This window comes from Streptomyces sp. BK79 (assembly GCF_044142145.1).
Lineage (GTDB): Bacteria > Actinomycetota > Actinomycetes > Streptomycetales > Streptomycetaceae > Streptomyces.
Window position 1 is genome coordinate 89544 of sequence record NZ_JBHVOC010000020.1, and the last position, 25504, is coordinate 115047.

Annotated in this window: 20 protein-coding genes; 7 read left to right on the forward strand and 13 right to left on the reverse strand. The window is 72.4% G+C overall.

The window, feature by feature from the left end; genetic code table 11:
• The first annotated feature begins 63 nt into the window (after positions 1–63).
• The 3 genes from ACFIF2_RS24290 to ACFIF2_RS24300 are packed head-to-tail and all read left to right on the forward strand — an operon-like array spanning position 64 to position 2457.
• On the forward strand, positions 64–396 hold the full coding sequence (locus ACFIF2_RS24290) for an SAV_915 family protein (protein ID WP_395575342.1): 333 nt from the start codon (positions 64–66) through the stop codon (positions 394–396).
• Positions 389–1849: a hypothetical protein gene (locus ACFIF2_RS24295; RefSeq protein ID WP_395575343.1), complete on the forward strand. Its 1461-nt coding sequence runs from the start codon at positions 389–391 to the stop codon at positions 1847–1849. The genes ACFIF2_RS24290 and ACFIF2_RS24295 overlap by 8 nt, the downstream gene beginning before the upstream one ends.
• Positions 1837–2457: a hypothetical protein gene (locus ACFIF2_RS24300; protein ID WP_395575344.1), complete on the forward strand. Its 621-nt coding sequence runs from the start codon at positions 1837–1839 to the stop codon at positions 2455–2457. Before ACFIF2_RS24295 ends, ACFIF2_RS24300 begins: the two co-directional genes overlap by 13 nt.
• A gap of 66 nt (positions 2458–2523) precedes the next feature.
• On the opposite strand, the gene ACFIF2_RS24305 is transcribed toward ACFIF2_RS24300, so the two are convergent.
• The 4 genes from ACFIF2_RS24305 to ACFIF2_RS24320 all read right to left on the reverse strand — a co-directional run bounded on the left by ACFIF2_RS24305 (position 2524) and on the right by ACFIF2_RS24320 (position 12413).
• Positions 2524–7005: an FtsK/SpoIIIE domain-containing protein gene (locus ACFIF2_RS24305; RefSeq protein ID WP_395575345.1), complete on the reverse strand. Its 4482-nt coding sequence runs from the start codon at positions 7003–7005 to the stop codon at positions 2524–2526.
• Between the two features lie 97 nt (positions 7006–7102).
• Complete coding sequence (locus tag ACFIF2_RS24310) at positions 7103–9451, reverse strand: serine/threonine-protein kinase (protein ID WP_395575346.1); 2349 nt, start codon at positions 9449–9451, stop codon at positions 7103–7105.
• Positions 9452–9623: 172 nt separating this feature from the next.
• Complete coding sequence (locus ACFIF2_RS24315) at positions 9624–11438, reverse strand: serine/threonine-protein kinase (protein ID WP_395575347.1); 1815 nt, start codon at positions 11436–11438, stop codon at positions 9624–9626.
• A 126-nt stretch (positions 11439–11564) separates the two neighbouring features.
• Entirely contained in the window at positions 11565–12413 is an 849-nt protein-coding gene (locus ACFIF2_RS24320; protein ID WP_395575348.1) for a menaquinone biosynthetic enzyme MqnA/MqnD family protein, read from the reverse strand.
• 346 nt (positions 12414–12759) lie between these two features.
• On the opposite strand from ACFIF2_RS24320, the gene ACFIF2_RS24325 reads away from it, so the two are divergent.
• Positions 12760–12963, forward strand: a complete 204-nt coding sequence (locus ACFIF2_RS24325) for a cold-shock protein (protein WP_003974443.1) — start codon at positions 12760–12762, stop codon at positions 12961–12963.
• Positions 12964–13079: 116 nt separating this feature from the next.
• Entirely contained in the window at positions 13080–13760 is a 681-nt protein-coding gene (locus ACFIF2_RS24330) for a class I SAM-dependent methyltransferase (RefSeq protein WP_395575349.1), read from the forward strand.
• A gap of 101 nt (positions 13761–13861) precedes the next feature.
• Here the strand turns inward: ACFIF2_RS24330 and ACFIF2_RS24335 are convergent, their stop codons facing one another.
• The gene (locus ACFIF2_RS24335) at positions 13862–15790 is read right to left on the reverse strand and encodes an AMP-dependent synthetase/ligase (protein WP_395575350.1); all 1929 of its coding nucleotides are present in this window, start codon (positions 15788–15790) and stop codon (positions 13862–13864) included.
• Positions 15791–16009: 219 nt separating this feature from the next.
• Positions 16010–17296 carry an acetyl-CoA C-acetyltransferase gene (locus ACFIF2_RS24340; RefSeq protein ID WP_395575351.1) on the reverse strand — a complete coding sequence of 429 codons (1287 nt, stop codon included), beginning with the start codon at positions 17294–17296 and terminating at the stop codon, positions 16010–16012.
• 98 nt (positions 17297–17394) lie between these two features.
• Between ACFIF2_RS24340 and ACFIF2_RS24345 the strand changes: the two genes are divergently transcribed.
• Positions 17395–18687: a 3-oxoacyl-ACP reductase gene (locus tag ACFIF2_RS24345; RefSeq protein WP_395575352.1), complete on the forward strand. Its 1293-nt coding sequence runs from the start codon at positions 17395–17397 to the stop codon at positions 18685–18687.
• A complete protein-coding gene (locus ACFIF2_RS24350; protein WP_395575353.1) occupies positions 18687–19556 on the forward strand; it encodes a MaoC family dehydratase in 870 nt (289 codons plus the stop codon). The genes ACFIF2_RS24345 and ACFIF2_RS24350 overlap by 1 nt, the downstream gene beginning before the upstream one ends.
• Here ACFIF2_RS24350 and ACFIF2_RS24355 read toward each other — a convergent pair.
• The 7 genes from ACFIF2_RS24355 to ACFIF2_RS24385 form a co-directional block, all read right to left on the reverse strand.
• Entirely contained in the window at positions 19541–20230 is a 690-nt protein-coding gene (locus ACFIF2_RS24355; protein ID WP_395575354.1) for a TetR/AcrR family transcriptional regulator, read from the reverse strand. The two genes, ACFIF2_RS24350 and ACFIF2_RS24355, sit on opposite strands and share 16 nt — an antisense overlap.
• A gap of 92 nt (positions 20231–20322) precedes the next feature.
• Positions 20323–21615 carry a dicarboxylate/amino acid:cation symporter gene (locus ACFIF2_RS24360; protein WP_395575424.1) on the reverse strand — a complete coding sequence of 431 codons (1293 nt, stop codon included), beginning with the start codon at positions 21613–21615 and terminating at the stop codon, positions 20323–20325.
• A 396-nt stretch (positions 21616–22011) separates the two neighbouring features.
• Positions 22012–22323, reverse strand: a complete 312-nt coding sequence (locus ACFIF2_RS24365) for a DUF4229 domain-containing protein (RefSeq protein WP_395575355.1) — start codon at positions 22321–22323, stop codon at positions 22012–22014.
• Positions 22324–22420: 97 nt separating this feature from the next.
• Positions 22421–22945 carry a GNAT family N-acetyltransferase gene (locus tag ACFIF2_RS24370; RefSeq protein ID WP_395575356.1) on the reverse strand — a complete coding sequence of 175 codons (525 nt, stop codon included), beginning with the start codon at positions 22943–22945 and terminating at the stop codon, positions 22421–22423.
• Between the two features lie 16 nt (positions 22946–22961).
• Positions 22962–23612: a UdgX family uracil-DNA binding protein gene (locus ACFIF2_RS24375; RefSeq protein ID WP_395575357.1), complete on the reverse strand. Its 651-nt coding sequence runs from the start codon at positions 23610–23612 to the stop codon at positions 22962–22964.
• A gap of 107 nt (positions 23613–23719) precedes the next feature.
• Positions 23720–24883, reverse strand: coding sequence for an aminofutalosine synthase MqnE (gene mqnE / locus ACFIF2_RS24380; RefSeq protein ID WP_395575358.1), 1164 nt, complete (start codon positions 24881–24883; stop codon positions 23720–23722).
• A 73-nt stretch (positions 24884–24956) separates the two neighbouring features.
• Entirely contained in the window at positions 24957–25415 is a 459-nt protein-coding gene (locus ACFIF2_RS24385) for an Lrp/AsnC family transcriptional regulator (protein WP_395575359.1), read from the reverse strand.
• Between the last annotated feature and the right edge of the window lie 89 nt (positions 25416–25504).

Sequence of the window (25504 nt, forward strand, 5' to 3'; positions counted from 1 at the left end):
CGCACTGGTGAGCTGCGCATCAGCGAATGCCGGTCCGCCTCTCACGCCGCCTAATCTGAGGCGATGACGTCCAGCGACACAACTCGGGAAAATCCCGAGTTTCTCGTGCTGCCCACGGTGACCGGAGCGCCGCAGATCACTGACGGCACACCGGCCGGCCGCGATCCCGTCGAAGTGACCCTCTTGCCGGTGACCGGCGACGACGGCGCGACTCGACTCACCGCTCTGGCCTTCACGTCCGTACCTCTCCTGGTCGAGGCGATGGGCGAGCAGCAGCCGTGGGTGATCATCCCTACGGGTGAACTGGAGAATTGCCTGGCCGGGTCCGAAGTCCGGTCCGTCCTGATCGATCCGCGGCTGGGTGACGGCGAGGAGCAGGAGTCGGCCCGTGGTTGATCCCCACTTCACCGGCATCAATCCGGACCATCTCCGGAGGACCATTGATGACCTCGCGCGCGGCAGCAAGACGCTGCGCGACGCCAAGTCCTCCTACACGGCCCGGTTCCAGCGGCTCGGGCTGGAGACCACCCACCTCACGGAGATCGGGAAGATCGCCGGGTGGGTGGACGACGAGCTTCCCATGCTGCGTCGCCGGCACGCGCTGGCGGCGGCGATGGAGCTGGATCAGTCGGGTCTCAAGCGCGGTGCCATGGTGCGGTTGCGCGAGCCCGTCGCGACCGTGGGGGAAGCGCGGGCAGGAGGGAGGAAGCTCGCCGAAGAGATCAATGACGCTGTGGAGCCGGGCGAGGGCCAGGCCGGTGCGGCGTTTCACCGGATCGCTGCGGAATTGGCGAAACACAAGGGGGATCCGGATTTCACGTCGGCGTTCTACGCCGCGATGGACCCGGAGTTGCTCGCCGTTCTTCCGGTGACCGTCGCCGCTGCCGGTGCGCCGACCGCCGAGAACGATGTGAAGGTGTTCGGCTCCGCGTTCACCGCCGCGATCGGCGCGCATGCGCCCGCGCCGGGGTTCGAGAAGGCGGCCGCGCTGTTCCACGGCGACTTCGGCGAGGACCAGCCCACCGCCGTGTTCAACCGGGCCCTGATGCAAGGGGACGATCCGGGCCTGTGGGACATGGCCTGGACGCACACGGAGATCGCTGTGAAGAAACTCGGCGATCCTGCGGACACCTGGTCGGACACGGCCGGGTTGCTGGCTTCCGTCATCGGTATGCAGGCGAAGTACGCGGGGCATTTCTGGGAGCGGTCGCTGAAGTTCTCCGACGAGGCGAGTCGGTTGTACGAGCAGCGCGTCACCGCGATGAGCAGGGAGGAAAAGAGGAAGTTCAAGAACGAGACCAAACGTGCGGCCCGGGCCTCCCGGCAGTCGGCGCGGGAGGCGGAACGGATCCTGGGCCGATTCGGGATGGGGCCGTTCTCCCGCCTGCTGGACGCGTCCGTGGCGGATGGTGGCAGCTGGCTGGTCGGCAAGGTACCTGGGCTCCGACCGCCCAGCTCGGCGTCGCTCTTCGGACGCGCGCTGCATGCGGGTGGGAAGTTGCCGTTGGTGGGGACGGTGCTCACGATCGGGGCGATCGGGTGGGATGTCACCCACGGTACCGAGACGGACGTTGCCATCGCCGCCAACGTAGGGGGAATGGCGGCCGGTGCAGTCGGCACGTGGGGTGCGATGGGACTTGTAGCGCTGGCCGGAGGGCCAGTCGGCTGGGGTATCGCCGCAGGCGTAGCGGTGGGTTTCGGTGCCGGATACGGGGTTTCTTACGTCATCAAGAGCGAGTATGGCAAGCCTGCAGTTAATGCGGTCACAGGAGCGGTTAAGCAGACAGGCGCCGCCATCGGCGATGCCGCATCCGACGTCAAGAAGAGCGTGACTGGATGGTTTTCATGAAGCAGACAGGGCTGGCTAAGAAGAAGAGAAGGAAGCGCTCCGGCGAGTACACACTACCGCCGAGAGTCGCAATGAATCGACAGTCCGCCGCCCGACTTGCGGCCTACAGAGAACAACCGCCACTCCCCGGTTACCGCCACATCTTGGGCTCATTCGGTGGATTTTTACTAGCTCTGAGCATGGCCCTTTTCCTTTGGATTCCGGCACACTCTTTGCTGCAGGATTTGCGCGAGCGTGGCGTAGCTGCACCCGCCATCGTTACGGACGTTAACGAGAACGCGAATTACGTACGAATCAAGTTCACCCTTGGCTCTCGGGCCGGGGAAGAAGTTGACCTATCAGACTTTTCTGGCATGCATCCCGACTTTCACATCGGTGACCGCATGTGGGCCACATATGACCCGCAAAAACCTTCCCACCTCCTCTCTCGTCACTGGGTCACCATTCCCCCGACGAATTTCCCCGTGTTCGGCACCTCACTCATCGCGGTGTTCTTTCTAGTGGGGACCGTCGCGCTGATCCTTCGCCGCCGCTGGGTACTCCGCAATTGGCCCCCCGAGAAGCCCGACACAGCCCCCACCACCCCCGGTCGCCTCACTAAACCGTAGGCGCCCAAAACCCCCGCGGGCCCCCGCCTCCCAGGCAGGGGCCCGTAGTCGCGTCGTGGAGGGGCGCTAGCCGTTCGTCACCGCCTGGATCGGCATGAAGGACCCCCCGGTCACGAACAGGCCGCTGCCCGCTGGGCCGCCGCCGGCGTTTGCGGGGAGGCGGATGCCGAAGAGTTCGCCTTCCGACGGGCTCTGGGGGGTCAGGAGCATGCCGTTGCGGGACTTGCGGGCCTCTACGGCGAAGCCTCGGTACTGGCCCGAGAGGCTGTCCGTGGAGCCCGCGGCGATGAGGCCGACGCCGCCGTCGGCACCCTTGCGGACCACCGTTTCCAGGGCCTCGTCGAGGCTGGTGTCGTAGAGGAGTTCGGCGTCGTCGACGATCACGACGTAGGAATCACCGGAGGCCTTGGAGATCAGTTCCTCCAGGTCGTCCTCGCGGCTGTCGGCGTTCAGGAGGCCCAGGACTCCGTCCCGTCCCTCCAGGTCGCGCAGCGGGGAGCGGCGGGGGGCCACGAGGACGACCGGGGTGCCGACCCGCAGCAGGGACTCCGTCGCGGCCATCAGGGTCGTCGAGCGGCCGGACTTCGGCGGGCCCGCGATGACGAAGCCGGGGCCGCTCTCCTCCAGGTCGACGCCGATCGGGTGGAGTTCGTCGCCGCCCACGCCGATGAGCGCCCAGAGGGCGGACGGCGGTGCGAAGTCGGGGTCGAGGGCGAGGGCGTCGGAGGCCGTGATGTGCGTGGGCAGGGCGTCCACCCGCATCGGGCGGCGGCCCGCGGGCACGCGGCCGTGGCGGGCGACGGCCTCCTCGGCGATCTCGCGCAGGGCTCGTACCTGGGCCTGACCGGCCGGATCCGGGGCGAGGAGGCCGATCTGCGTCTCGTCCACGCCGGTGTCCGTGATGCGCAGGGCGCGTCCGGGGGGCATGTTCTTCGGGACCTCGCGGGCCTGGAGCCCGGCGGTGGAGTAGTCGTTCGGGTCGGCGAAGCGCAGGATCAGCCGGTCGGCGAAAGCGGACGAGACGTGGCCGCTGAGGCCGGTCCGGTCGGCGGTCATGACGACCTTGAGGCCGACCGCGGAGCCCTCGCGGAAGATGCGCTGAGCCGCTTCGAGGAGCTGGCCGTAGTTGTACGCCTCGAAGGTCGAGGCGAAGCCCTCCCATCCGTCGAGCAGCAGCACCATCCAGGGGAGGCGGTCCTCTGGCGCGGCCGTCGCGCGCTGCTCTGCGGCGCTGGACGCGCCTTCCATGGCGAGCAGTTGCTGCCGCCGGGCGATCTCCGCCAGCAGGCGTTCGATGAGGCGCCGGACGCGGTCCGGTTCGTCGCGGGTGACCACGGCACCGACGTGGGGCAGGCGCATGAGCGGCAGCAACGCGTTGGAGCCGCAGTCGATGCCGTACACGTGCACGTCGTGCGGGGAGGTGTTGCGAGCGAGCGAGCCCGCCAGGGTCCGCAGGGCCGTCGAACGGCCGGAGCGGGCGCCACCCAGGATCATGGTGTGCTCGCCGTGGACCAGGTCCAGGGACAGCGGCATGCGGGTCTGCCGCGCCGGCAGGTCGATCAGGCCGTACGGGATCGGCGCGACGTCCGCCGCCGGTTCCGGACCGGCCGGTGCGGCGTACGCCGTCGCCTCGTCCAGGGTGACCAGTTCGGACAGCGGGTCCAGCCACGGGCTGCGCTGTTCGCCGAAGCCCATCCGCCGCGCGCCGTCGCGCACGGCGTCGACGAGGACGGCCAGGTCGGTGACCATGGTGCCGTCGTCCTCGGCCTCGTCGCGCTTGGGCAGCGGGCGGCTGTAGGCGTGCCACGGCAGCGGCAGCAGGGTCGCCTTCGGGCCGGTGCCGCCCGTCGCGGGGCGGCGGCCGCCGATGCGGGCGGACTGCACGCCGATCAGGGACTGCGCACCGGAACGGACGAACATCCGGCCCGGGGTGGACTTGGCGATCGCTCCCGAGTCGGGGGCCTCGATGACGTCGATGGACTCCGAGGCGTCCGTCACCCGCAGCGCGATCCGCAGGTTGGTGTTGGCGCGGATGTCGGCGCTGACCACGCCGGCGGGCCGCTGGGTGGCCAGGATCAGGTGCACGCCCAGGGAGCGGCCCCGGCGGGCGATGTCGACCAGGCCCGCGACGAAGTCGGGGAGTTCCGCGACCAGGGACGCGAACTCGTCGATGACCAGGACGAGCCGGGGCATCGGCTCCAGCTCCGGGCGGAGCTTGCGCGTGTCGTTGTAGTCCTCGATGTCCTTGGCTGCGGCGTCGAAGAGGATCCTCTCCCGGCGGTGCAGCTCGGCCGCGAGCGAGGCGAGGGCCCGCTCGGTCAGGTGGGCGTCGAGGTCGCTGACCATGCCGACCGTGTGCGGCAGGCGGGCACAGTCCATGAAGGCGCTGCCGCCCTTGTAGTCGATCAGTACGTAGTTCAGGGAGTCCGGCCGGTTGACGACGGCCAGCGAGGTGATGATCGTCTGGAGCAGCTCGGACTTACCGGCACCCGTGGTGCCCGCGACCAGCGCGTGCGGGCCGTCCCTTCGGATGTCGAGGACGAACGTGCCGTCCGCGGCGATGCCGACGGGCGCGGCGGTCGTCGAACCGCCCGCCCGCCAGACGCGCTCCACGTCGACACCGGACGGATCGGGCATGCCCAGGAGCGTCAGCAGTCGCGCGGAGGTGGGCAGGGCGCCGCCGGCGTCGTCGCGGCTGACGTCGCGCACCGGCGCGAGGGAGCGGGCGAGCAACTCGCACCACTCGGGGGTGGCCCGGTCGGCCAGGACGTCCCCGGCGGACTCCAGTCCGTGGCCGCGTACGCGGACGTGGTGCGGGGCGTCCGGGGACCAGGCGACGACGGCCTTGCACTCCTCGGGCAGCAGCCGTTCGTCCTCATCCACGCACAGGGCGACGATGCCGTACCGCGGCCCCTCGCTGAGGAGCTGGGGCACGCCGGGGACGCGGCGCAGCAGGCGTGCGCCGTCGAGGACCAGCAGGACGGTGGGGTCGGGGTAGAGCTGGCCGGTCGTGGTGTTCTGCTCGCGGGCCGCCTTGCGCCGGGCCAGTTCGTTCAGCAGCTCGTTGACGCGGCGGGTGACCGTCTCCGGGTCGAATCCGACCAGCGCGACGCACTCCTGCCCCTGGTCGGGGCTGGTGTGGGGCAGCCAGTGGACCCAGTGCCAGTCGGCGCCGGCGTTCGGGGTGGCGGTGAGCGACACCAGGGAGAGGTCCCGCGGGCTGTGCAGAACCGCGGCCTGCACCGCGAGCCAGCGGGCCGTGGCCAGCGCCCGTTCCCGGTCACCGGCGACGCCGACCACACCGAGCTGGGTGAAGGGGAGGGTGACCGGGACGTCGGTGAGGACCGGCGGTTCCGGGGCGTCCTCCTCGTACATCGAGCCGCCGCGGCCGAGGACGAGTTCCACGTCCGAGGGCAGGTCGCCGACCCCGATCCTCAGCTGCAAGGCGTCGGGGTCGGTGAGCCGGCGCTCCCACAGCCGGCGGCGGGGGCCGGTGGCGAAGAGCAGGATCTCGGCCGGGTCGGGGGCGTCGGCCCGGCGAGCGCGCTGCTCCTCCTTGGCGAGGGCGGCCAGTTCGGCCTGATGGGCGGCGAGATCCTTCTTGTACTGCTTGAGGGAGGTCCGGTGCTTCTTCTTGCCCTCGCGGTTCTCGCTGATCCACTGGGCGGCCATCATCAGCGGGCTCATCAGGCAGAAGAGCAGCATGTAGATCTGCTTGGTGAGGAAGTACATGCCGATGCCGAAGGCCATGGGCATGACCGCCATGAGGAGCTGGAAGCGGGCACGCTCCCCCTTGCTCGGTGCCACCGGCACCACGAGCCGGCGGCGGGGTCGCAGCGGGGACAGCCGCGGCGGACGGTTGTAGGCGAGGCCGCCCTCACTCATCGCGGACAGGTGCGCGTCCGGCGCGGCGACGCGGGCCAGGACCAGGAGCGAGTCGCCGATCCGCACGACGCCGTCCGGCGGCCAGGGCGCCCCGGCCGCCGGCACCGTCTCGTCGTCGAGCCGGACGTCGGCGCCGCCCTCGGGGGTGAGGGTGGCGTCTCCCCGCATGTCGATCGCCACCCGGAGCGCGACCGGCGGCAGCGAGCCTCCCGGCAGGGCGAGCGTGCAGGTGGGTGCCGAGCCCAGGGTGGTCACACCGACGCCGAGACGCACCACCCGCCCGGAGGCGGGACCGCCGGCCACCCTCAGCTCGAACTGGCCGACGGGCTCGCCCTTGCGCAGCAATGGGCCCATCGAGTCGTCCACGGTGATCCGCATGCCGTCCTGCAGCACCTGCGCGGCGGGCGCCGCCGGGTCACAGAGCACGCCGTCGGCCCACAGGGACGGCCCGCCGGTCCCGGCCGCCCCGTAACCGGGGAGCGGGGGCGGTGCCATGCCGGGCAGGACCCTGACGTTCGTCGGCATGCCCGCCGGGGTGCCGCTCAGGCCCGGTTCTGTCGACAGTGCCTGGGCGACGTCGCCGGCCGTCGCGGTGTCGTCCGCGGTGACGACGACATCGTGCGGTGCACCGCCCCCGCTGACGACCGTGACCAGCATCCGCATGGTGGTCTTCCTCCCCGTCGGCCTCCGCGGCCGTGTTCGTTGCTCCGGAAACGGAGACTACTGTCCGTCCTCGCCGGCAGGCTCGGCCGCCCGTGTCTCAGACGGCTGGCAGCGCGTAGATCTCGTGGCCGTGGGTCGCCAGGAGGCGGTTGCCCGAGAGGGCGGTCTGCCAGGGCTCGCCGGTGGCCTTGCTGTCGCTGTAGGTCCAGCGGAGTTTGCCCGTCCGGGTCTCCAGGGCGACGATGCCGCCGTCCAGGGAGCCGGTGGCGCCGTACAGGGTCGATCCGGCGCGCAGGAACGTTTCCGGGCCCTCGACGTCGAGTTCGTCGCAGAGCCAGGTCCGCTTGCCGGTCTTGACGTTCACCGCCCATACGCCGTCGTCGTGGTCGCTGGTGTAGAGCACGCCGTCGATGACCGTGGGGTTGTTGAAGCCGCGGCGGCCGGCCGGGGCGAGGGTCCAGACGGTGCTGCCCTTGTCCGCGTCGAGGGCGGTGAGTTCGGCGCCCGGGAGGAAGACGAGGCCGCCCGCGACGGTGGGCCGCCAGGTCCACTCCTCGCCGATCTTCCTGGTCCACAACTGGCCGCCGGTGGCGGTGTCGCGGACGGTGAGGTTGAGGTTCGAGTCGGCGTAGACCAGGTACCTGCCCGAGACGCTGCCCTGGACGTCGTAGTCCTTGGTGCCCCAGTCGCGGTGCTGGACCCACGCCTTCTTGCCGGTGGTGTGGCTGATGGCGGCGACGGCCGTGCGGTACTTGGTGGCGCTTCGCGACTGGCCGTAGTCCGTCGCCGTGACGTAGACGTTCTTGTCGTCGATGGCGATCGTGTCCTCGACGGACAGTTCCTTGCCGAGGCGGCTGCGCCAGACCTCCTCGCCGGTTCCGGCGTCGTAGGCGACCAGGACGCCGTCGTAGTCGCCGTCGGCGAGGAACACCTTGCCGTCGTGGAAGAGGAGTTGGGCTCCGGGGCGGCAGATGCCGGGCCGGGTCCAGCGGGCCTTGCCCGTTGTGACGTCGTAGGCGACGAGCGGGTCGCCGCTGACCAGGAGCAGTCCGTCGTGCGTGAGGAGCGGTACGCCCGTGCTGGTGCTGTCCTCCGCGGCCGACTTGTGCCACAGGGGCTGCGGGGCCACCCCGGCGGGCGGGGTGCTGAAGGTGTCGTCCGCCGGCTCGGCCGAACCGCCCTTGCCCGGAGCGTCCACCGCCCCGTCGGAGTCGTCGCCGCCGGAGGTGAGCGCCCACGCGGTGGCGCCGCCGGCCACCGCGACGGCCGCCGCACCGCCGAGCGCCATACCGAGCACCCGGCGCCGGGCCGGGGCCGGAGGGGACGCGCCGTCGGCGCCGACGTGCACCGTGCCGGGAAGCGGGGTGCCGTAGGCGGGCGCCGGTGCCGGCGTGCCACCGGGCGGGGTGCCGTATCCGGCGGGGGGCGGCGTCCCGTGCGCCGGCGTACCGGCCGGCGGCGTACCGGGCGGGATCGGGCCGGCCGGCATCGTCGGCGCGGGACCGAACGCGGCGGCGGCCTGTGCGTGAGGGGCGGCGGCGGATGTTCCCGGGCCCTCCAGGTCCAGGATCCCCGCGGCGTGGGTCGCGATCGTGGAGGCCACCGCCGACGGCAGCCAGTCGTGCAGGGCGGTGTCGATGCCCTCCCCGGCCAGCGCGGCCACGATCTCCGCGGGCGCCGGCCGCTGCGCCGGGTCCTTCATGAGGCAGGCGCGGATCAGCCCCAGCAGGGACGGGGGTACGCCCGTGAGGTCGGCCTCGCCGTGCACGACCTGGTAGAGCAGCGCGGCGTGCGAGGCGGTGCCGTCGCCGAAGACGCTGCGCCCGGTCGCGGCGAACGCGAGCACGGACCCCAGCGAGAACACGTCGCCCGCCGTGCCGACGTCCTTGCCCATCGCCTGCTCCGGCGACATGTAACCGGGCGAGCCGACCACCACACCGGTCTGCGTCATCCGGCTGCCGTCCACGGCCCGCGCGATGCCGAAGTCGATCAGACGCGGTCCGTCGGCCGCCAGCAGCACGTTGGAGGGCTTGAGGTCGCGATGGATCAGCCCCGCCGCGTGGATGTCCTTCAGCGCCGCGGCCAGCCCGGCCGCCAGCGCGCGGACCGTCCGCTCCGGCAGCGCTCCGTGGACCGCGACCACGTCCGTCAGGTCGGGGCCGAGGACGTACGACGTGGCGAGCCACGGCACCGGCGCGTCCGGGTCGGCGTCCACGACGGGGGCGGTGAAGCGGCCGGACACCGCCCTGGCTATCTCGACCTCGTACCGGAACCGGGTCCGGAAGTCGCCGTCCGCCGCGAGATCGGGGCGGACCACCTTCACCGCGACGGTGCGGCCACCGGGCGACCGGGCGAGGTAGACGCGGCCCATACCGCCGGCGCCCAGTCTTCGCAGGAGGCGGTAACTGCCCAACTCCCGCGGGTCGTCCGCTTGCAGTGTCTCCATGGCCGGCCTTCTCCGTCGCGACGCGTCGACGAACACCTGGATGCTGTGGGGGTGTTCGCTGTCGCAGACACAGTAGTGACAGGAATGACCGGCCCGGTTGCAGGGGCCCGACGGAGGCACCGCCGAACGCGACGGTGAGCGCGACGGTGGACCGCACCGTGGCCGTCACCCGCTACTCGACCTTCGACAACCGTGCCTTCGGCCGGCCCGAGTCCTCGCTGTCGGACTCGTACCGGAGGTCGTCGCCGACCGGGGTGAGGCGGACGGTGTGGAGGGCCTGGTTGCAGACGTCGCGGTTGCCCTCGGCCCCCACGGCGCCGGCGACGACCTCCTTCCCGGTCACCTTCTTCACGGTCAGTACGTCGTCGCAGGTACCGCCGAAGAGGTCGGTGTGGCGCAGGGTGCCCAGTCGCTCGCCCACCGCGGCCTCGCGGACGGTCAGCCGGAACGTGCCCAGCGGCAGGTTGCCCTCGACGGCGACGGCCTGGCCCTCCCAGGTGCCGACGTAGCGGTCGGGGACTGCCTCGGCGCTCCCGCCCGCCCCGGGGTCGGCCGGTGCGGACGCCGACGGGGTGCCGCCCCCGTCGGCGTCGTTGCCGCGTTCCCCGCCGGGCAGCAGGTCGAGGACGAGGACCGAGCCGACCGTCACCGCCGCCATCGCCCCGGCCACGGCGAGGGCGACGGTGCAGCTGAGCCGCCGGCCCCCGCGGCCCTCGCCCGCCCGGGTGGAGGTGGCCGCCACGGAGACGGAGAGCCGCCCGGGAGCCCGGTCGCCCTCGCGCGGCGCGGGTACGTCCGCCGCCCCGGGCGCCGTCGGCGTGGGCGGCATCACCGGCGGAGGCCCGAAGACGCCGGGCCCCGCCCCGCCACCCGTTCCCGGCCGTCCGGCCGCGCCACTCGTTCCCGGCCCGGCCCCGCCGCCCGTTCCCCGCCCCGCCCCGCCGCCCGCTCCCGGCCGTCCGGCCGCGTCACGCGCCTCCGGCGCCCACACCGACGGCCGGCTGAAGCCCACCGGGCCCGACGCCCCGTCCGACGCCTCCGACGACTCCGACGGCCCCGAAGACCCCGACGGCGACTCCGCCGCCTCCAGGTTCAGGAGCTGTACGGCGCTGCGGCTGACCCGCTCCACCAGGGGCCCCGGCAGCCAGCCGCCGGACACCAGGCGTGCCGCGCCCTCGGGGGCGAGGCGCCGGGCGACCTCCCCGGGGGACGGCCGGGCGGCCGGGTCCTTGGCCAGGCACGCCGCCACCAGGTCCCGCAGCTCCCCGCCGAGGGCGCCGTCGAGGGCGTCGAGCCGCGGCTCCTCGTGGACGACCTTGTAGAGGAGCGCGGCCGAGGAGTCCCCGGGGAAGGGCGGCTCGCCCGTCGCCGCGTACGCCAGTACCGCGCCCAGGGAGAAGACGTCCGCCGCGCCCGTGACGCCCTTGCCGAGGATCTGCTCGGGCGACATGTAGCCGGGCGAGCCGACGGAGACGCCCGTCGAGGTGAGCGAGGCGGTGCCGTCGGTCGCGCGGGCGATGCCGAAGTCGATCAGGAGGGGGCCGTCGAGGGTGAGCAGGACGTTGGACGGCTTCACGTCCCGGTGGACCAGGCCCAGGTCGTGCACCGCGGCCAGCGCCTCGCCGAGGCCCGCGCCCAGCGCCCGTACGGAGTGGGCGGGCAGCGGGCCGCCGTCCGTGACCGCCGCGGTGAGGGACGGGCCGGCGGCGTACGCCGTGGCGACCCACGGGACGCGCGCCTCGGGGTCGGCGTCCAGCACGGGCGCGGTCCAGGCACCGCCCACCCGGCGCGCGGCGTCCACCTCACGCCGGAACCGGGCACGGAACTCCTCGTCGAGCGCGAAGTGCGGGTGCACGATCTTCACGGCGACCGTGCGGCCACCGGCGCTTCGGCCCAGGTAGACCCGGCCCATGCCGCCGGAGCCCAGCCGGCCGAGCAGCCGGTAGGGCCCCACGACGGTGGGTTCGTCGACGTCGAGCGGCCGCATGGCGCCACCCCTCCCCCGTACGCCAGTACGTCAGTACCTGCCAGCAGGGTAGTGCGCCGCCCGCGAAAGGCCCCCGGAAGGCTCCGGAAGGCTCCGGAAGGCTCCCGCGAGCGGATCAGGGGTGGATCAGGGCTGGAGCAGCTCCACCTTCACGTCCGCCGGGAAGCCGGTGGTCGGGCCCACGCGGCGGGCGAACTCGGTGACCGCCTCCAGCTGCGGGGTGCCGAAGCGGAAGTCGAGGGTGGTGAAGTACCGCGCCAGGGTCTCCTCGTCGAAGTCCTCCCAGCGGGCCGCCTGCTCGGCCACCTTGTCGACCTCCTCCAGAGAGAGGTTGCGGGAGGCGAGGAACGCCTCGTGCACCTTGCGGGTGAGGACCGGCTCGCGTTCGGCGTAGTCCTTCCGGGCCGCCCAGACGGCGAAGACGAACGGCAGGCCGGTGTGCTCCTTCCACAGCCGGCCCAGGTCGTGCACCTCCAGGCCGAAGCGGGGCCCGTCGAGCATGTTGGCGCGCAGGGCGGCGTCGCCGATGAGCACGGCCGCCTCCGCCTCCCGCATCATCAGGCTCAGGTCGGGCGGGCAGGTGTAGTAGTCCGGCGTGACGCCGTAGCGCTCGGCGAGCAGCAGCTGGGCGAGGCGTACGGAGGTGCGCGAGGTCGATCCGAGGGCGACGCGGGCGCCGTCCAGCCGCTCCAGCGGGACCTGGGAGACGATCACGCAGGACATCACCGGGCCGTCGCAGCCGACGGCGATGTCGGGGAAGGCGACCAGGTCGTCGGCGTTCTTGAGGAATTCGACCAGGGTGACGGGACCGATGTCGAGGTCGCCGCGCACCAGCTGCTCGCTGAGCTTCTCCGGGGTGTCCTTCGTCAGCTCGAAGTCGAGGAGCGTCCCCGTTCTCGCGAGCCCCCAGTACAGGGGCAGGCAGTTCAGGAACTGGATGTGGCCGACACGCGGCCGGGTGCGAGAATTGTCCACATCGCGAGGCTAGCCCTCCCCCGGCGTCCACCCCCCGCCGCCCCCGCCGAGCCCCATCGGGCGCACCCGCCGAGCCCATCAGGCGCACCCGCCGGGCCCCGGCGTCAGCCGAACGGCGGCGGTGTTCAAACATCCGGGTGAAGTGATCTTGGCCTCTGTTGCGCTCGGGGGCCTGCGTGCTAGGCTCACAGCAAGTTGCAGTTTGGTTTCCCTTGCAGTACAGAGCCTGCGGAGCATGTGACCGCGGGCTCTCGTCGTTCTCAGACGTATGCAGTTGTGCGGCATTCAAAGTCTTCACACTTGCTGGTTCTGGAGCAGGGCAACCCTTTGGGCCCAAGGAGGGCTTATGGCTACCGGAACCGTGAAGTGGTTCAACGCCGAAAAGGGCTTTGGTTTCATCGCCCAGGAAGGCGGCGGCCCGGACGTCTTCGTCCACTACTCCGCGATCAACGCTCAGGGATTCCGTTCCCTCGAGGAGAACCAGCAGGTGTCCTTCGACGTCACGCAGGGTCCGAAGGGCCCGCAGGCGGAGAACGTCACTCCTGTCTGATCGTCTGATCGACACAGCAGTACCCAAGGAGCCCCGCGCCGGTCACGGCGACGGGGCTCCTGCCCTTTCCGGGCCGACCGCCCTTCCGGTCCGGCAGGCCGCTAAGGTTCCCGCCCATGAACCGAGACACCAGCTCCGGCTCCGACTCCAGCTCCGACTCCGACTCCGGCTTCCTGGACACCACCCGCGCCTTCTACGACGCCATCGCCGAGGACTACGCCGGCCTGCACCGTGCCACGGGCGCCGGTACGCCGCTGGACCGGGCGCTGATGGGGGCCTTCGCCGAGCTGGTGGGGCCCGAGGGCGAGGTGGCCGACCTGGGCTGCGGGCCCGGCCGGGTCACCGCGCACCTCGCCTCGCTCGGCCTGCGCGTGTTCGGCCTCGACCTCTCCCCCGCCATGCTCGCGATCGCCCGCCGCGAGCACCCGGGCCTGCGGTTCGAGCGGGGCTCGATGCTGGAGCTGGACCTGCCCGACGGCGCCCTCGCGGGGGCCGTCTCCTGGTACTCGTCGATCCACACTCCGTGGGAGCGGCTGCCGGACCTCTTCGGTGAGGTGCGGCGCGTGCTGGCACCGGGCGGGCACTTCCTGCTCGCCTTCCAGGTCGGCGACGAGCCGTTGCACCTCGACCGCCCCTTCGGCCGGCCGGTCGCCCTGCACTTCGAACGGCGGCGGCCGGAACCGATGGCGGAGCTGCTGGAGCGGGCCGGGTTCACCGTGCTGTCGCGGACGGTGCGCGTGCAGGAGGAGGACACCTCCGCGAAGGTGCCGCAGGCCTGCCTCATCGCCCGCCGCTGAGGCCCCTCGCCTCTCTCTCCCCCCCGGCCCCGCTGCCCAGCCCTTCTGCCCCAGCCCCCACCCCCCGACCCCCGACCCCCGACCCCCGACCCCCGACCCCCCTACCCCCCGTACAGCCCCTCCACCGCCTCGGCGAAGTCCCGCATGATCGCCTCGCGCCGCAGCTTCATGGAGGGGGTCAGGTGCCCCTCCCACTCGGTGAAGTCCCGGGGCAGGACGGCGAAGCGGCGGATGGACTCCGGGCGGGAGACGAGCTTGTTGGCCTCGTCGACCGCGCGCTGGAGCACGGCCAGCACCTCCTCGTCCTCGGTCAGCAGCTCCGGCGGCACCGGGTGCTTGCCGTTCATGCGGCGCCAGTGGGTGAGCCCGTCGGGGTCGAGGGTGAGCAGGGCGGTGACGTAGGGGCGGCGGTCGCCCAGGACGACGCACTGGGAGATCAGGGGGTGGGCGCGCAGCCAGTTCTCCAGCGGGGCCGGAGCGACGCTCTTGCCGCCCGCGGTGATCAGCAGCTCCTTCTTGCGGCCGGTGATCGTCAGGTACCCGTCGTCGTCGAGGCTGCCGATGTCGCCGGTCGCGAACCAGCCGTCGGGGGCGGCCTGGACGACGCCGCCCGCCTGGGGGTCCCAGTAGCCGTGCAGGACCTGGTCGCCGGCGATGAGGATCTCGCCGTCGGCGGCGATGCGGATGCGGGTGCCGGGCAGCGGCCAGCCGACCGTGCCGAGGCGCGGCTTGAGCGGGGGCGTCACCGTCGCCGCGGCCGTGGTCTCGGTCAGGCCGTAGCCCTCGAAGATCTCGATGCCGGCCCCGGCGTAGAAGGCGGCCAGGCGGCGGCCCAGCGGGGAGCCGCCGCAGATGACGTAGCGGACCCGGCCGCCCATGGCGGCCCGGATCTTGCGGAAGACCAGGGGGTCGTAGAAGGAGCGGGCGGTCTTCAGGGCGCGGCCCGGTCCGCCGCTCGCGCCCGTCTGGCGGGCCTCCATGGCCTCGCCGTAGCGCACCGCCACCGAGACGGCGCGGTCGAAGGCCGAGGCCCGGCCGCCCGACTCGGCCTTGGCGCGGGCGGTGTTGAAGATCTTCTCCAGCATGTACGGGATGGTCAGGAGGCAGGTCGGGCGGAAGGCCGCCAGGTCCGGCAGCAGGTCCTCCGGCTTGAGGCTCGGCGCGTGGCCGAGGCGGACCCGGGCGCGGACGCAGGCCACGGCGACCATACGGCCGAAGACGTGGGACATCGGGAGGAAGAGCAGGATCGAGGGCTCCTCGCCGGTCTTCGCCTTGAAGACGGGGTAGAGCAGCTCGATGGCGTTGTCGACCTCGGCGAAGAAGTTGCCGTGGGTCAGCGCGCAGCCCTTGGGGCGGCCGGTGGTGCCCGAGGTGTAGATGAGGGTGGCGAGGGTGCTGGGGCTCAGCATGCCCCGGCGGACCTCCACCTCCGCGTCCGGTACCCGCCCGCCCACCTCCGCGAGCTGTTCCACGTGGCCCTTCTCCATCACCCACAGGTGCTTGAGGTCGGGCATGCGGTCCAGTTCGGGGCCGAGTGCCGCGGCCTGCGCGGACGTCTCGGTGACCAGGACGACCGCGCCGGAGTCCTGGAGGATCCAGCGGGTCTGGAAGAGGGAGGACGTCGGGTAGACGGGCACGGTGACCAGGCCGGCCGCCCACGCGGCGAAGTCGAGCAGCGTCCACTCGTACGTGGTCCGGGCCATGATGGCGATGCGGTCGCCCGGTGTCAGGCCCTCGGCGATCAGGCCCTTGGCCACCGCCAGCACCTGTGCGGCGAACTCGGCCGCCGTCACCTCGGACCAGTTCCCCTCCGGCGACCTGCGGCTGAGGACCACCTGGCCGGGGACCGCGGCCGCGTTGTCGAAGGGCAGGTCGGCGAGGGAGCCGCGCCGCACGGGCGGGGCGAACGGCGGTACGTACGCCTCCCGTACGGCCCCGTCCAGCCGCCGGATCTCGGGCGCCACCAGGGCGGGGCCGGGCGAGTCGGCGTAGGCGGCGGACGCTGCGAAGGAGGGAAGCGGGGTGGACACGGGCGGCTCCTGGGACGTGCGGCGGCGACACCGCTGCCGCACTGCTTGGCTGCGTGACGTACGTGCCTCGCGCGCCGAGGCGTTCATCGCCGGTCCGCGAGAGGTGGGTTACCGGCGGTCAGTCCGGGGATCGTACGGGCCCCTCGTGGGGAGTTGGTGCGGGTTCCAAGGTGGTCCCGCGCCGGGCGTGTGCAGCTCCGGGGGTTACCTGCGGGTAAGTCACGTTCGTTCCAGTATGGCCGTGACGCCCTGGCCACCCGCCGCGCACACGGAGATCAGCCCGCGCCCCGGCCCGTCCCGCTCGGCGAGCACCGCGGCCAGCGTCGCCACGACGCGGGCGCCGGTCGCGGCGAAGGGGTGGCCGGTGGCCAGGGAGGAGCCGGCCGTGTTCAGGCGGGCGCGGTCCACCGGGGCCAGGCCCCGCTTCTCCCAGGCCGCCAGCGTCGCCAGCACCTGGGAGGCGAACGCCTCGTGGATCTCGACCAGGTCGAAGTCCTCGATGCCGAGCCCGGCCCGCTCCAGCATGCGCGGGACCGCGTACGCCGGGGCCATCAGCAGCCCGTCCTCGCCGCCCGCGACATCACCGCCGGCGAAGTCCACGGCCGCCGTCTCGTACGCCGTCAGGTACGCCAGCGGTTCCAGCCCGCGCGCCTCGGCCCACTCCTCGCTCGCCAGCAGCACGGTCGCCGCGCCGTCCGTCAGGGGCGTGGAGTTGCCCGCCGTCATGGTGGGGGCGGGGCCGTCCAGGCCGAACACCGGCTTGAGCGCGGCCAGCTTCTCCGCCGTCGAGCCCGGGCGCAGGTTCTGGTCGCGGGCCAGGCCCCGGAAGGGGACCACCAGGTCCTGGAAGAAGCCGCGTTCGTACGCCGCCGCCAGCCGCTGGTGGCTCGTGGCCGCCAGTTCGTCCTGCGCCTCGCGGGTGATGCCCCAGGCGCGGGCGGTCACCGCCGCGTGCTCGCCCATGGACAGGCCGGTGCGCGGCTCGGCGTTGCGCGGGATGTCGGGGACGAGGTGGCCGGGCCGGATCTTCGCCAGCGCCCTCACCCGGCCGCCGGGGGACTTCGCCCGGCGGGCCTCCAGGAGGATGCGGCGCAGCCGGTCGTTGACGCCCAGGGGCGCGTCGCTCGCCGTGTCCGCGCCGCCCGCGACGGCCGACCCGGTCTGGCCGAGGGCGATCTTGTTGGCGGCGGCGATCACGGCCTGGAGTCCGGTGCCGCAGGCCTGCTGGATGTCGTAGGCGGGAGTGCGCGGGTCCAGTGCCGAGCCGAGGACCGTCTCGCGGGCGAGGTTGAAGTCGCGGCTGTGCTTGAGGACCGCGCCGGCGACGAACTCGCCGACCGCACCCGGCTCCTGGAGCCCGTACCGCTCGGCCAGGCCGTCGAGGGCCGCGGTGAGCATCTCCTGGTTGGAGGCGGTGGCGTAGGGCCCGTCCGAGCGGGCGAAGGGGATCCGTGTGCCGCCGATGACCGCGACGCGGCGCGTCGGCTGCGGTGCCAGAGGGCTCATCTCGACCTGCTCCTCACCCGTGACGTAGGCTTACCTTCGGTAACCCTACTCCAGAGTAAGCACCTGTGGACACGACACAGCCGTTGGGGAGAGAGCACATGGCCGACCGCTACCTGAGCTTCACCGGCACCGCGCCCGGCCGATTCCTCACCCGCCGCCTCGGCCTGCCGCAGCCCGCGGAACTGCGGCGCGACACCCTCGACGGCGGCCTGCTGCACCTCACCGCCGGCAAGACCGGCCTCGGCCTCGCCCCGGTGCTGGCCCGCACGGGACTCGGCCCGGACGACACCGGCCGCCCCGCCGCCGTCGTCCTCGACGCCACCGGCGTCCGCGACGTCGACGCGCTCACCGAGGTGCACGCCGCCCTGCACCCCGTCGTGAAGTCCGTCGCGGCCGGCGGCCGGGTGCTGGTGCTGGGCGCCCCGCTCGACCCCGCCGACCACCACCAGGCCGCCGCCCAGCAGGCGCTGGAGGGCTTCACGCGGTCGCTCGGCAAGGAGATCGGCCGGGGCAGGACGGTCAACCTCGTCCGGCTCACCGACGCCGGCGCCGCCGAGTCCACCCTGCGCTTCCTCCTCTCCGCCGCCTCCGCCTACGTCAGCGGCCAGGTGATCGAGGTCGGCACGGCGGACGCGACGGCCGCCCCGGACGACTGGGACCTCCCCCTCGCCGGCCGCACGGCACTGGTCACCGGCGCCGCGCGGGGTATCGGCGCGGCGGTCGCCGAGACGCTGGCCGGCCAGGGCGCCCACGTCGTCGTCCTCGACGTGCCGCGGGCCGAGCAGGAGGCGCGCGAGGTCGCCGAGCGGCTCGGCGGCACCCCCCTCGCCCTCGACATCACCACCGCCGACGCGGGCGAGCGCATCGCCGCCGCCCTGCCCGGCGGACTCGACGTCCTGGTCCACAACGCGGGCGTCACCCGCGACCGGCGCCTGGTCAACATGCCGGCCGACCGCTGGAGTTCCGTCCTCGACGTCAACCTCGCGAGCGTGCTGCGCACCACCGACGCGCTGCTCGCGGCGGGCGCGGTGCAGCGGGGCGGCCGGATCGTGGCGACCGCCTCGATCGCCGGGATCGCGGGCAACGCGGGCCAGACCAACTACGGCGCGAGCAAGGCGGGGATCGTCGGTATGGTCCGCTCCCTCGCCCCGCGCGCGGCGGCCGGGCACGGGGTGACGGTGAACGCGGTCGCGCCGGGATTCATCGAGACGAAGATGACCGCGGCGGTCCCCCTGTTCATCCGCGAGGCCGGCCGCCGCATGAACTCCCTCGCCCAGGGCGGCCTCCCCGTCGACGTGGCGCGCACCACCGCCTGGCTCGCCCACCCCGCCTCGGGCGCGGTCAACGGCCAGGTCGTCCGGGTCTGCGGCCAGAGCCTGCTGGGGGCGTGATGACCACCGCGCCCGCCACCACCGCGCTGACCGGCGTCCCCGCCCTTCCCCCGCTCCTCCTGCGCGGGGCCCTGCTGTCCCCCCTCAAGCGGCCCCGCCCGGACGCGGACTTCCCCCGCACCCGGCTGACGGTCCCCGGCCTGCGGGTGGACCTCGCGCGGCTGGCCGCCTACGAGCGGGTGTGCGGGATCCCGACCGGGGCGGACGCGCTCCCGGTGACGTATCCGCACGTCCTGGGCTTCCCGGTGGCCATGCGCCTGATGAGCGGCCGGGACTTCCCGCTGCCGCTGCTCGGGCTGGTCCACACCTCGATCGCCCTCACCCGCAGGGCCGCCCTGCCCGCGACCGCCGCGTACGACCTCACCACGTACGTCGAGGGCCTCGTCCCGCACCGGCGCGGCACCGAGGCCGCGGTCGTCACGGAGCTGCGGTCCGGCGCGGACCTCGTGTGGGAGTCACGCAGCACGTACCTGGCCCGGCACCGGACGGACGGAGCCCTGGCCGCCGGCGACCGCGAGAGCACCCCCGCGGCCCCCCTGCCGACCGGCGCCGAATGGCGGCTCGCCGGTGACATCGGGCGGCGTTACGCCGCCGCTTCCGGGGACCGCAACCCCATCCACCTGCACCCGCTCACCGCCCGCCTCTTCGGCTTCCCCCGCGCCATCGCGCACGGCATGTGGACGGTGGCCCGGTGCCTCGCCGAGCACGGGACACCGGACGCGGCCGTGGTGCGCGCCGAGTTCCGGGCCCCGGTCCTGCTGCCGGGGACGGTGACGTACGGGGCCGGGGACGGGCGGTTCGAACTGCGCGGCGGTGCCGGACGGCGCCTGCACCTGACCGGCACGGTGGAGCCCTACCCGGCGGCCTGAGCGACGGGCTCCGGCCCGCTCCCCGGCCCGGTCTCCTCCGGCGGGGACCAGGGCCGGCCGGTCATCAGGCCGCCCAGGCCCGCCCAGGCGAAGTTCATCAGGGTCGCCGCCGCCTGCTTCGCGGTGACGCCCTCGGTGGCGCCCGCCCAGTCGGCCAGCGACTCGGCGGCGCCGACCAGGGCCTCGGCCAGCCCGGCCACCTCGCCCTCGGCCAGGTGCGGGTCCCGGTGCGCGTCCCGGGCCGCGGCCGCGATCAGCTGCGTGACGAACGCGACGATCTCCTCGCGCATCGACGCCACCTCGGCCGCGAACCGCTCACCGTGGGTGCGGGCGTGCAGGTGCAGCACCCGCCAGGCGTCGGGATCGCGCGCGGTGTGGGTGAAGAACGCCCGCAGCCCCGACCAGAGTTGTCCGTCGGCGGACAGCCCCGGACGCACACCGGCCCGCACCGCCTCGGTGAGGGCGCGGGCCTCGCGGCGGATGCAGGCGGAGAAGAGGTCGTCCTTCGAGTTCAGGTACAGGTACACCAGCGGCTTGGACACGCCCGCCAGTTCGGCGATCTCGTCCATCGACGCCGCCATGTAACCGCGTTGCCCGAAGACGCGCACGGCGGCGTCGAGCATCTGCTGCTCACGGACCGCACGCGGCATCCGCTTGGTCTTTCCAGCACCCATGCGAATCAGCGTACGGTCCGTGCGGCGGTGTCCAGGACGTCGGCGCCGGTCGGCGCCGGGTCGGCGCCACGCCGGTGCCCGGATCGGGAGGGTCAGGCGGCGACGGGCACCCGGTCCGACACCGGCTCGTCCCGCTCCGGCTCGTCGATCGGCGAGCTGTGCGCCTCGTCGTACGCCTTGCGGTCGAGCAGACCCTCGCGGGCCGAGACGATCACCGGGACGAGAGCCTGGCCGGCGACGTTCGTGGCCGTCCGCATCATGTCCAGGATCGGGTCGATCGCGAGGAGCAGGCCGACGCCCTCCATGGGCAGGCCCAGCGTGGACAGGGTCAGGGTCAGCATGACCGTGGCGCCGGTGAGGCCGGCCGTGGCGGCGGAGCCGACCACCGAGACGAAGGCGATCAGCAGGTAGTCGCCGACACCGAGCTGGATGTCGAAGATCTGCGCGACGAAGATCGCGGCGATGGCCGGGTAGATCGCGGCGCAGCCGTCCATCTTGGTCGTCGCGCCGAACGGCACGGCGAAGGACGCGTACTCCTTCGGCACGCCGAGGCGCTCGGTGACCTTCTGGGTCAGCGGCATGGTGCCGACGGAGGAGCGGGAGACGAAGGCCAGCTGGATCGCGGGCCAGGCGCCCTTGAAGAACTGGAGCGGGTTGGCCTTGGCGACGGTGGCGAGCAGCACCGGGTAGACCACGAACATCACGATCGCGCAGCCGACGTAGATGTCGGCGGTGAAGGTGGCGTACTTGCCGATGAGGTCCCAGCCGTAGGTGGCGATCGCGTGGCCGATGAGGCCGACGGTGCCGAGCGGGGCGAGGCGGATGACCCACCACAGGGCCTTCTGGAGGAGTTCGAGGATCGACTCGCTCAGGTTCAGGATCGGCTGGGCCTTCTCGCCGAGCTGGAGGGCGGCGATGCCGGCGACGGCGGCCATGAAGACGATCTGGAGGACGTTCAGCTCGGTGAACGGCGTGATGACGTCGGTCGGGACGATGCCGGTCAGGAAGTCGATCCAGGAGCCGGTGTTCTCCGGCTTGGCGCCGTCGGCGGGCGTGAGGCCGGTGCCGGCGCCGGGGTTGGTGACCAGGCCGATGACGAGGCCGATGGCCACCGCGATCAGCGAGGTGATCATGAACCAGAGGAGGGTGCGGGACGCCAGGCGGGCCGCGTTGTTGACCTTCCGCAGGTTGGTGATCGACACCAGGATCGCGAAGAAGACGAGCGGTGCGACGGCCAGCTTCAGCAGGCCGATGAAGGTGTCACCGACCTTCTCCAGGGTGGTGACCAGCCACGATATGTCCTGGCTGCGGGCCAGCCAGCCCAGCAGGACACCGAGGACGAGACCGCCGATGATCTGGGCCCAGAAGGGCACCTTGAAGGGCAGCCCGAAGGACTTCGAGGGCTTCTCGGGGGACTTCTCGGCGGAGGACTTCGCGGAGGAAGACGCGGGTGAGGACACGGACGGACTCCGTAGGGGGACGGGACGCGGGGACGGACGCGCGGGGCTGACGTGGAGAACGACGGGATGAGGGGGAACGTCAGGGGCGACAGTTCGCGGACGCGCACCGACCGAGGTCCACGTGCAGGCGCGCCACGAGCGCGAGGCTCGCGGGTGAGTGGGGCGCGGCTGCGTGCTTCATGCACACGACTTTAACACCTGTGCTTTGAGACCCCCAAAGCCTCTCTTTGAGAGGCAGGAGACGCGTACTGCCCGTAAAACGCAGATCGCCCCGGTTTCCGGTGAGTTCGGAAACCGGGGCGCGCGCGTGCGTGACGTACGTTACGAGGTCTGGCCCTGCGCCTGGCCCTGCGCCCGCGCCGTGTCGTCGGCGACGTCCTCCTGGCCGCGGTTGGCGTCCAGGTTGGCCTTCATGCGGTCCACGCGGGTGACGACCTGGGCCGACGCCTGGTCCCGCTGCTTGCGCAGGGCGACGTAGCTGATGGGGGCCGAGATCAGCAGGGAGAGCAGGAGGATCCACATGCCGTTGGAGTCACCGAGTCCGCGCGGGAACACGCCGACGTAGACGAGCCCCCAGACGGCCACGAGGCAGCCCACGAAGATTCCGAGGCGCATCAGCGTGTAGCGGAGCATCTCAATCCACTCTTCCGTTTCTGGCACAAAGAGGCACTGTCCAGTGAAGCATGCCGGGAAGCGCGCCCCGCACGGGGGTCACACCCGGGCGCGGGGCTCAGGTCAGCGGCAGCAGCATGAAGATGTCGTCGCGGTCGTCGCCCGGCGCCACCCGGATCGCGCCGGGCACCCGGCCGACCTCCTTGTAGCCGCAGGACTCGTAGAAGCGCTCCAGCCCGAGGCCGCCCCGGCAGGTGAGGCGGATCGCCTCGATGCCGTCGACGGAGCGGGCCGCGTCCGCGGCGGCGGCCATCAGGTCGCGGCCGTAGCCCCGGCCCTGGTGGCGGGGGTGGACCATCACCGTGTAGAGCCACAGCCAGTGGGTCATCAGGCGGTGCGTGTTGAGGGTGAGGAAGGCGGTGGCGGCGACCTGCCCCTCCTCGTCGCGTCCGACGAGGAGGCGGGTGCGGCCCTCGGCCATGCCCACCAGGTGCTTGACCAGTTCGGGGCGGACGTCGTCGCGCGTCACGGGCGGCACGAAGCCCACGGAACCGCCCGCGTTGGTGACGTCGGTCCACAGGTCGAGCACACCGTCGCGCAGGTCGGGGGTGACGGGCGGATCGAAGGTGAAGGTAAGGGACACACAGCCATGCTAACCCTTACCCCAGGGCGCGTGCCGCCACTTTCAGATCCGCGAGCAGCCCCCGGTACGCCCCGTCCCGGTCCTCGGCGCGCAGGACCGCCGAGGGGTGGACGGTCGGCACGAGCCGCTCGCGGTGCCCGTGGATCTCCTCCTCCAGCACCGTGCCGCGCACCTCGGTGACCCGGAACGAGGACCCCAGCAGCGCCTTGCCGGCCGTGGCGCCGAGCACCACGATCAGCTCGGGCTCCACCCGGGCCAGTTCGGCGGCCAGCCAGGGCCCGCAGGCGGTCGTCTCGCGCAGGGTGGGCGACTTGTGGATACGGCGCTTGCGGGGCTCGGCCCGGGTGAACTTGAAGTGCTTGACGGCGTTGGTCACGTACGCGTCCGCCGGGTCGATGCCGGCCTCCTCGAGCGCCCGGTCGAGGAGCTTGCCGGCCGGACCGACGAAGGGCTTGCCCTGCCGGTCCTCCTGGTCGCCGGGCTGCTCGCCGACGAGCATGACGCGGGCGGTCGCCGCACCGGCGCCGAACACGGTCTGGGTGGCGTCCCGGTGCAGGGGGCAGCCCCTGCACCCGGCGGCGGCCTCGCGCAGGGCGGGGAGTCCGCCGCGGTCCGGCACGAACGGGGCCGCGGTGTAGGCGTCCTCTGGAGACACGGTGCCGCTCATGTGGTCCGACTACCCGCCGCGGGGGCCCCGACCCGCGTCGGCCGCGAGTTGTGTGTGGCCGGCCGCGCGGTTCCCCACTCAGCCGCCCCCGGAGAGCGACCGGACGTTCACACCCGCATCGGCTGCGGCGCCTCCCGGCGCGCCGGGTCGGGCCCCTCGTACTCCCGGATGATCTCGTACCGCGTGTTCCGCTCGACCGGCCGGAATCCGGCGTCGCGGATGAGGTCGAGCAGGTCCTCGCGCGTCAGCTTGTTCGGCGTGCCGAAGTCGTCCGCGTCGTGCGTGATCTTGTACTCGACGACGGAGCCGTCCATGTCGTCGGCCCCGTGCTGGAGCGCGAGCTGCGCGGTCTGCACGCCGTGCATGACCCAGAAGACCTTGACGTGCGGCACGTTGTCGAACAGCAGCCGCGAGACCGCGAAGGTCTTCAGCGCCTCCGCGCCGGTCGCCATCTGCGTCCGCGCCTGGAGGCGGTTCCTGATCTTCCCGTCCTTCATGTCCACGAAGTCGTGCTGGTAGCGCAGCGGGATGAAGACCTGGAAGCCGTTCGTCTCGTCCTGCAGCTCACGCAGCCGCAGCACGTGGTCCACGCGGTGGCGCGGCTCCTCGATGTGGCCGTAGAGCATGGTGCACGGGGTCTTCAGGCCCTTCTCGTGCGCCAGGCGGTGGATGCGCGACCAGTCCTCCCAGTGGGTGCGGTGGTCGACGATGTGCTGCCGGACCTCCCAGTCGAAGATCTCGGCGCCGCCGCCGGTCAGGGACTCCAGACCGGCGTCGATCAGCTCGTCGAGGATGTCGGAGGCGGACATCCCGGAGATGGTCTCGAAGTGGTGGATCTCGGTGGCGGTGAACGCCTTCAGCGAGACGTCCGGCAGCGCGGCCTTCAGTTCCCGCAGGGAGCGCGGGTAGTAGCGCCACGGCAGGTTCGGGTGCAGGCCGTTGACGATGTGCAGCTCGGTGAGGTTCTCACCCTCCATCGCCTTGGCGAGCTTCACCGCCTCCTCGATGCGCATCGTGTACGCGTCCTTCTCCCCCGGCTTGCGCTGGAAGGAGCAGTACGCGCAGGAGGCGGTGCACACGTTGGTCATGTTGAGGTGGCGGTTGACGTTGAAGTGGACGACGTCGCCGTTCTTGCGCGTGCGCACCTCGTGCGCCAGGCCGCCGAGCCAGGCCAGGTCGTCCGACTCGTACAGCGCGATGCCGTCCTCGCGGGTCAGCCGCTCACCGGAGCGGACCTTCTGCTCCAGCTCCCGCTTGAGCCCGGCGTCCATGCGATACCTCTTTCTCCGACCGAGTCCGTGGGGTCCGTCGAGTCCGTCAGACCCCGTAAACCGTACGCCCCGCCTACTGGACCTCTTCCGGCAGCTCGCCCACCCGGTTCTCCCACTTGGTGGAGAGCACGATGGTGGTACGGGTCCGGGAGACGCCCTTCGTCCCCGACAGGCGCCGGATGATGCTCTCCAGGCCGTCCACGTCGGTGGCGCGCACCTTGAGCATGTAGGAGTCGTCGCCGGCGATGAACCAGCAGTCCTCGATCTCCCGCAGCTCCTTGAGCCGCTGGGCCACGTCCTCGTGGTCGGCGGCGTCGGAGAGGGAGATGCCGATCAGGGCGGTGACGCCGAGGCCGAGCGAGGCGGAGTCAACGGTGGCCCGGTAACCGGTGATGACGCCGGCCGCCTCCAGCCGGTTGATGCGGTCGGTGACGCTGGGTCCCGACAGTCCGACGAGGCGCCCCAGCTCCGCGTAGGAGGCCCGGCCGTTCTCCCTCAGGGCCTGGATGAGCTGCCTGTCCACCGCGTCCATGCGATCGAAGCCTTCCACTGAAGAGTTCTGAAGATGTGGGTCACAACGTGTGGGGGGAGGTACTGCTGCCCGGGTCGTGCTCGGGTCGT

Coding starts and splice junctions, on each gene's coding strand:
- ACFIF2_RS24290 (WP_395575342.1), top strand. CDS start 64: ATGACGTCCAGCGACACAACTCGGGAAAATCCCGAGTTTCTCGTGCTG.
- ACFIF2_RS24300 (WP_395575344.1), top strand. CDS start 1,837: ATGGTTTTCATGAAGCAGACAGGGCTGGCTAAGAAGAAGAGAAGGAAG.
- ACFIF2_RS24305 (WP_395575345.1), bottom strand. CDS start 7,005: ATGCGGATGCTGGTCACGGTCGTCAGCGGGGGCGGTGCACCGCACGAT.
- ACFIF2_RS24310 (WP_395575346.1), bottom strand. CDS start 9,451: ATGGAGACACTGCAAGCGGACGACCCGCGGGAGTTGGGCAGTTACCGC.
- ACFIF2_RS24315 (WP_395575347.1), bottom strand. CDS start 11,438: ATGCGGCCGCTCGACGTCGACGAACCCACCGTCGTGGGGCCCTACCGG.
- ACFIF2_RS24325 (WP_003974443.1), top strand. CDS start 12,760: ATGGCTACCGGAACCGTGAAGTGGTTCAACGCCGAAAAGGGCTTTGGT.
- ACFIF2_RS24330 (WP_395575349.1), top strand. CDS start 13,080: ATGAACCGAGACACCAGCTCCGGCTCCGACTCCAGCTCCGACTCCGAC.
- ACFIF2_RS24340 (WP_395575351.1), bottom strand. CDS start 17,296: ATGAGCCCTCTGGCACCGCAGCCGACGCGCCGCGTCGCGGTCATCGGC.
- ACFIF2_RS24345 (WP_395575352.1), top strand. CDS start 17,395: ATGGCCGACCGCTACCTGAGCTTCACCGGCACCGCGCCCGGCCGATTC.
- ACFIF2_RS24350 (WP_395575353.1), top strand. CDS start 18,687: ATGACCACCGCGCCCGCCACCACCGCGCTGACCGGCGTCCCCGCCCTT.
- ACFIF2_RS24355 (WP_395575354.1), bottom strand. CDS start 20,230: ATGGGTGCTGGAAAGACCAAGCGGATGCCGCGTGCGGTCCGTGAGCAG.
- ACFIF2_RS24365 (WP_395575355.1), bottom strand. CDS start 22,323: ATGCTCCGCTACACGCTGATGCGCCTCGGAATCTTCGTGGGCTGCCTC.
- ACFIF2_RS24375 (WP_395575357.1), bottom strand. CDS start 23,612: ATGAGCGGCACCGTGTCTCCAGAGGACGCCTACACCGCGGCCCCGTTC.
- mqnE (WP_395575358.1), bottom strand. CDS start 24,883: ATGGACGCCGGGCTCAAGCGGGAGCTGGAGCAGAAGGTCCGCTCCGGT.
- ACFIF2_RS24385 (WP_395575359.1), bottom strand. CDS start 25,415: ATGGACGCGGTGGACAGGCAGCTCATCCAGGCCCTGAGGGAGAACGGC.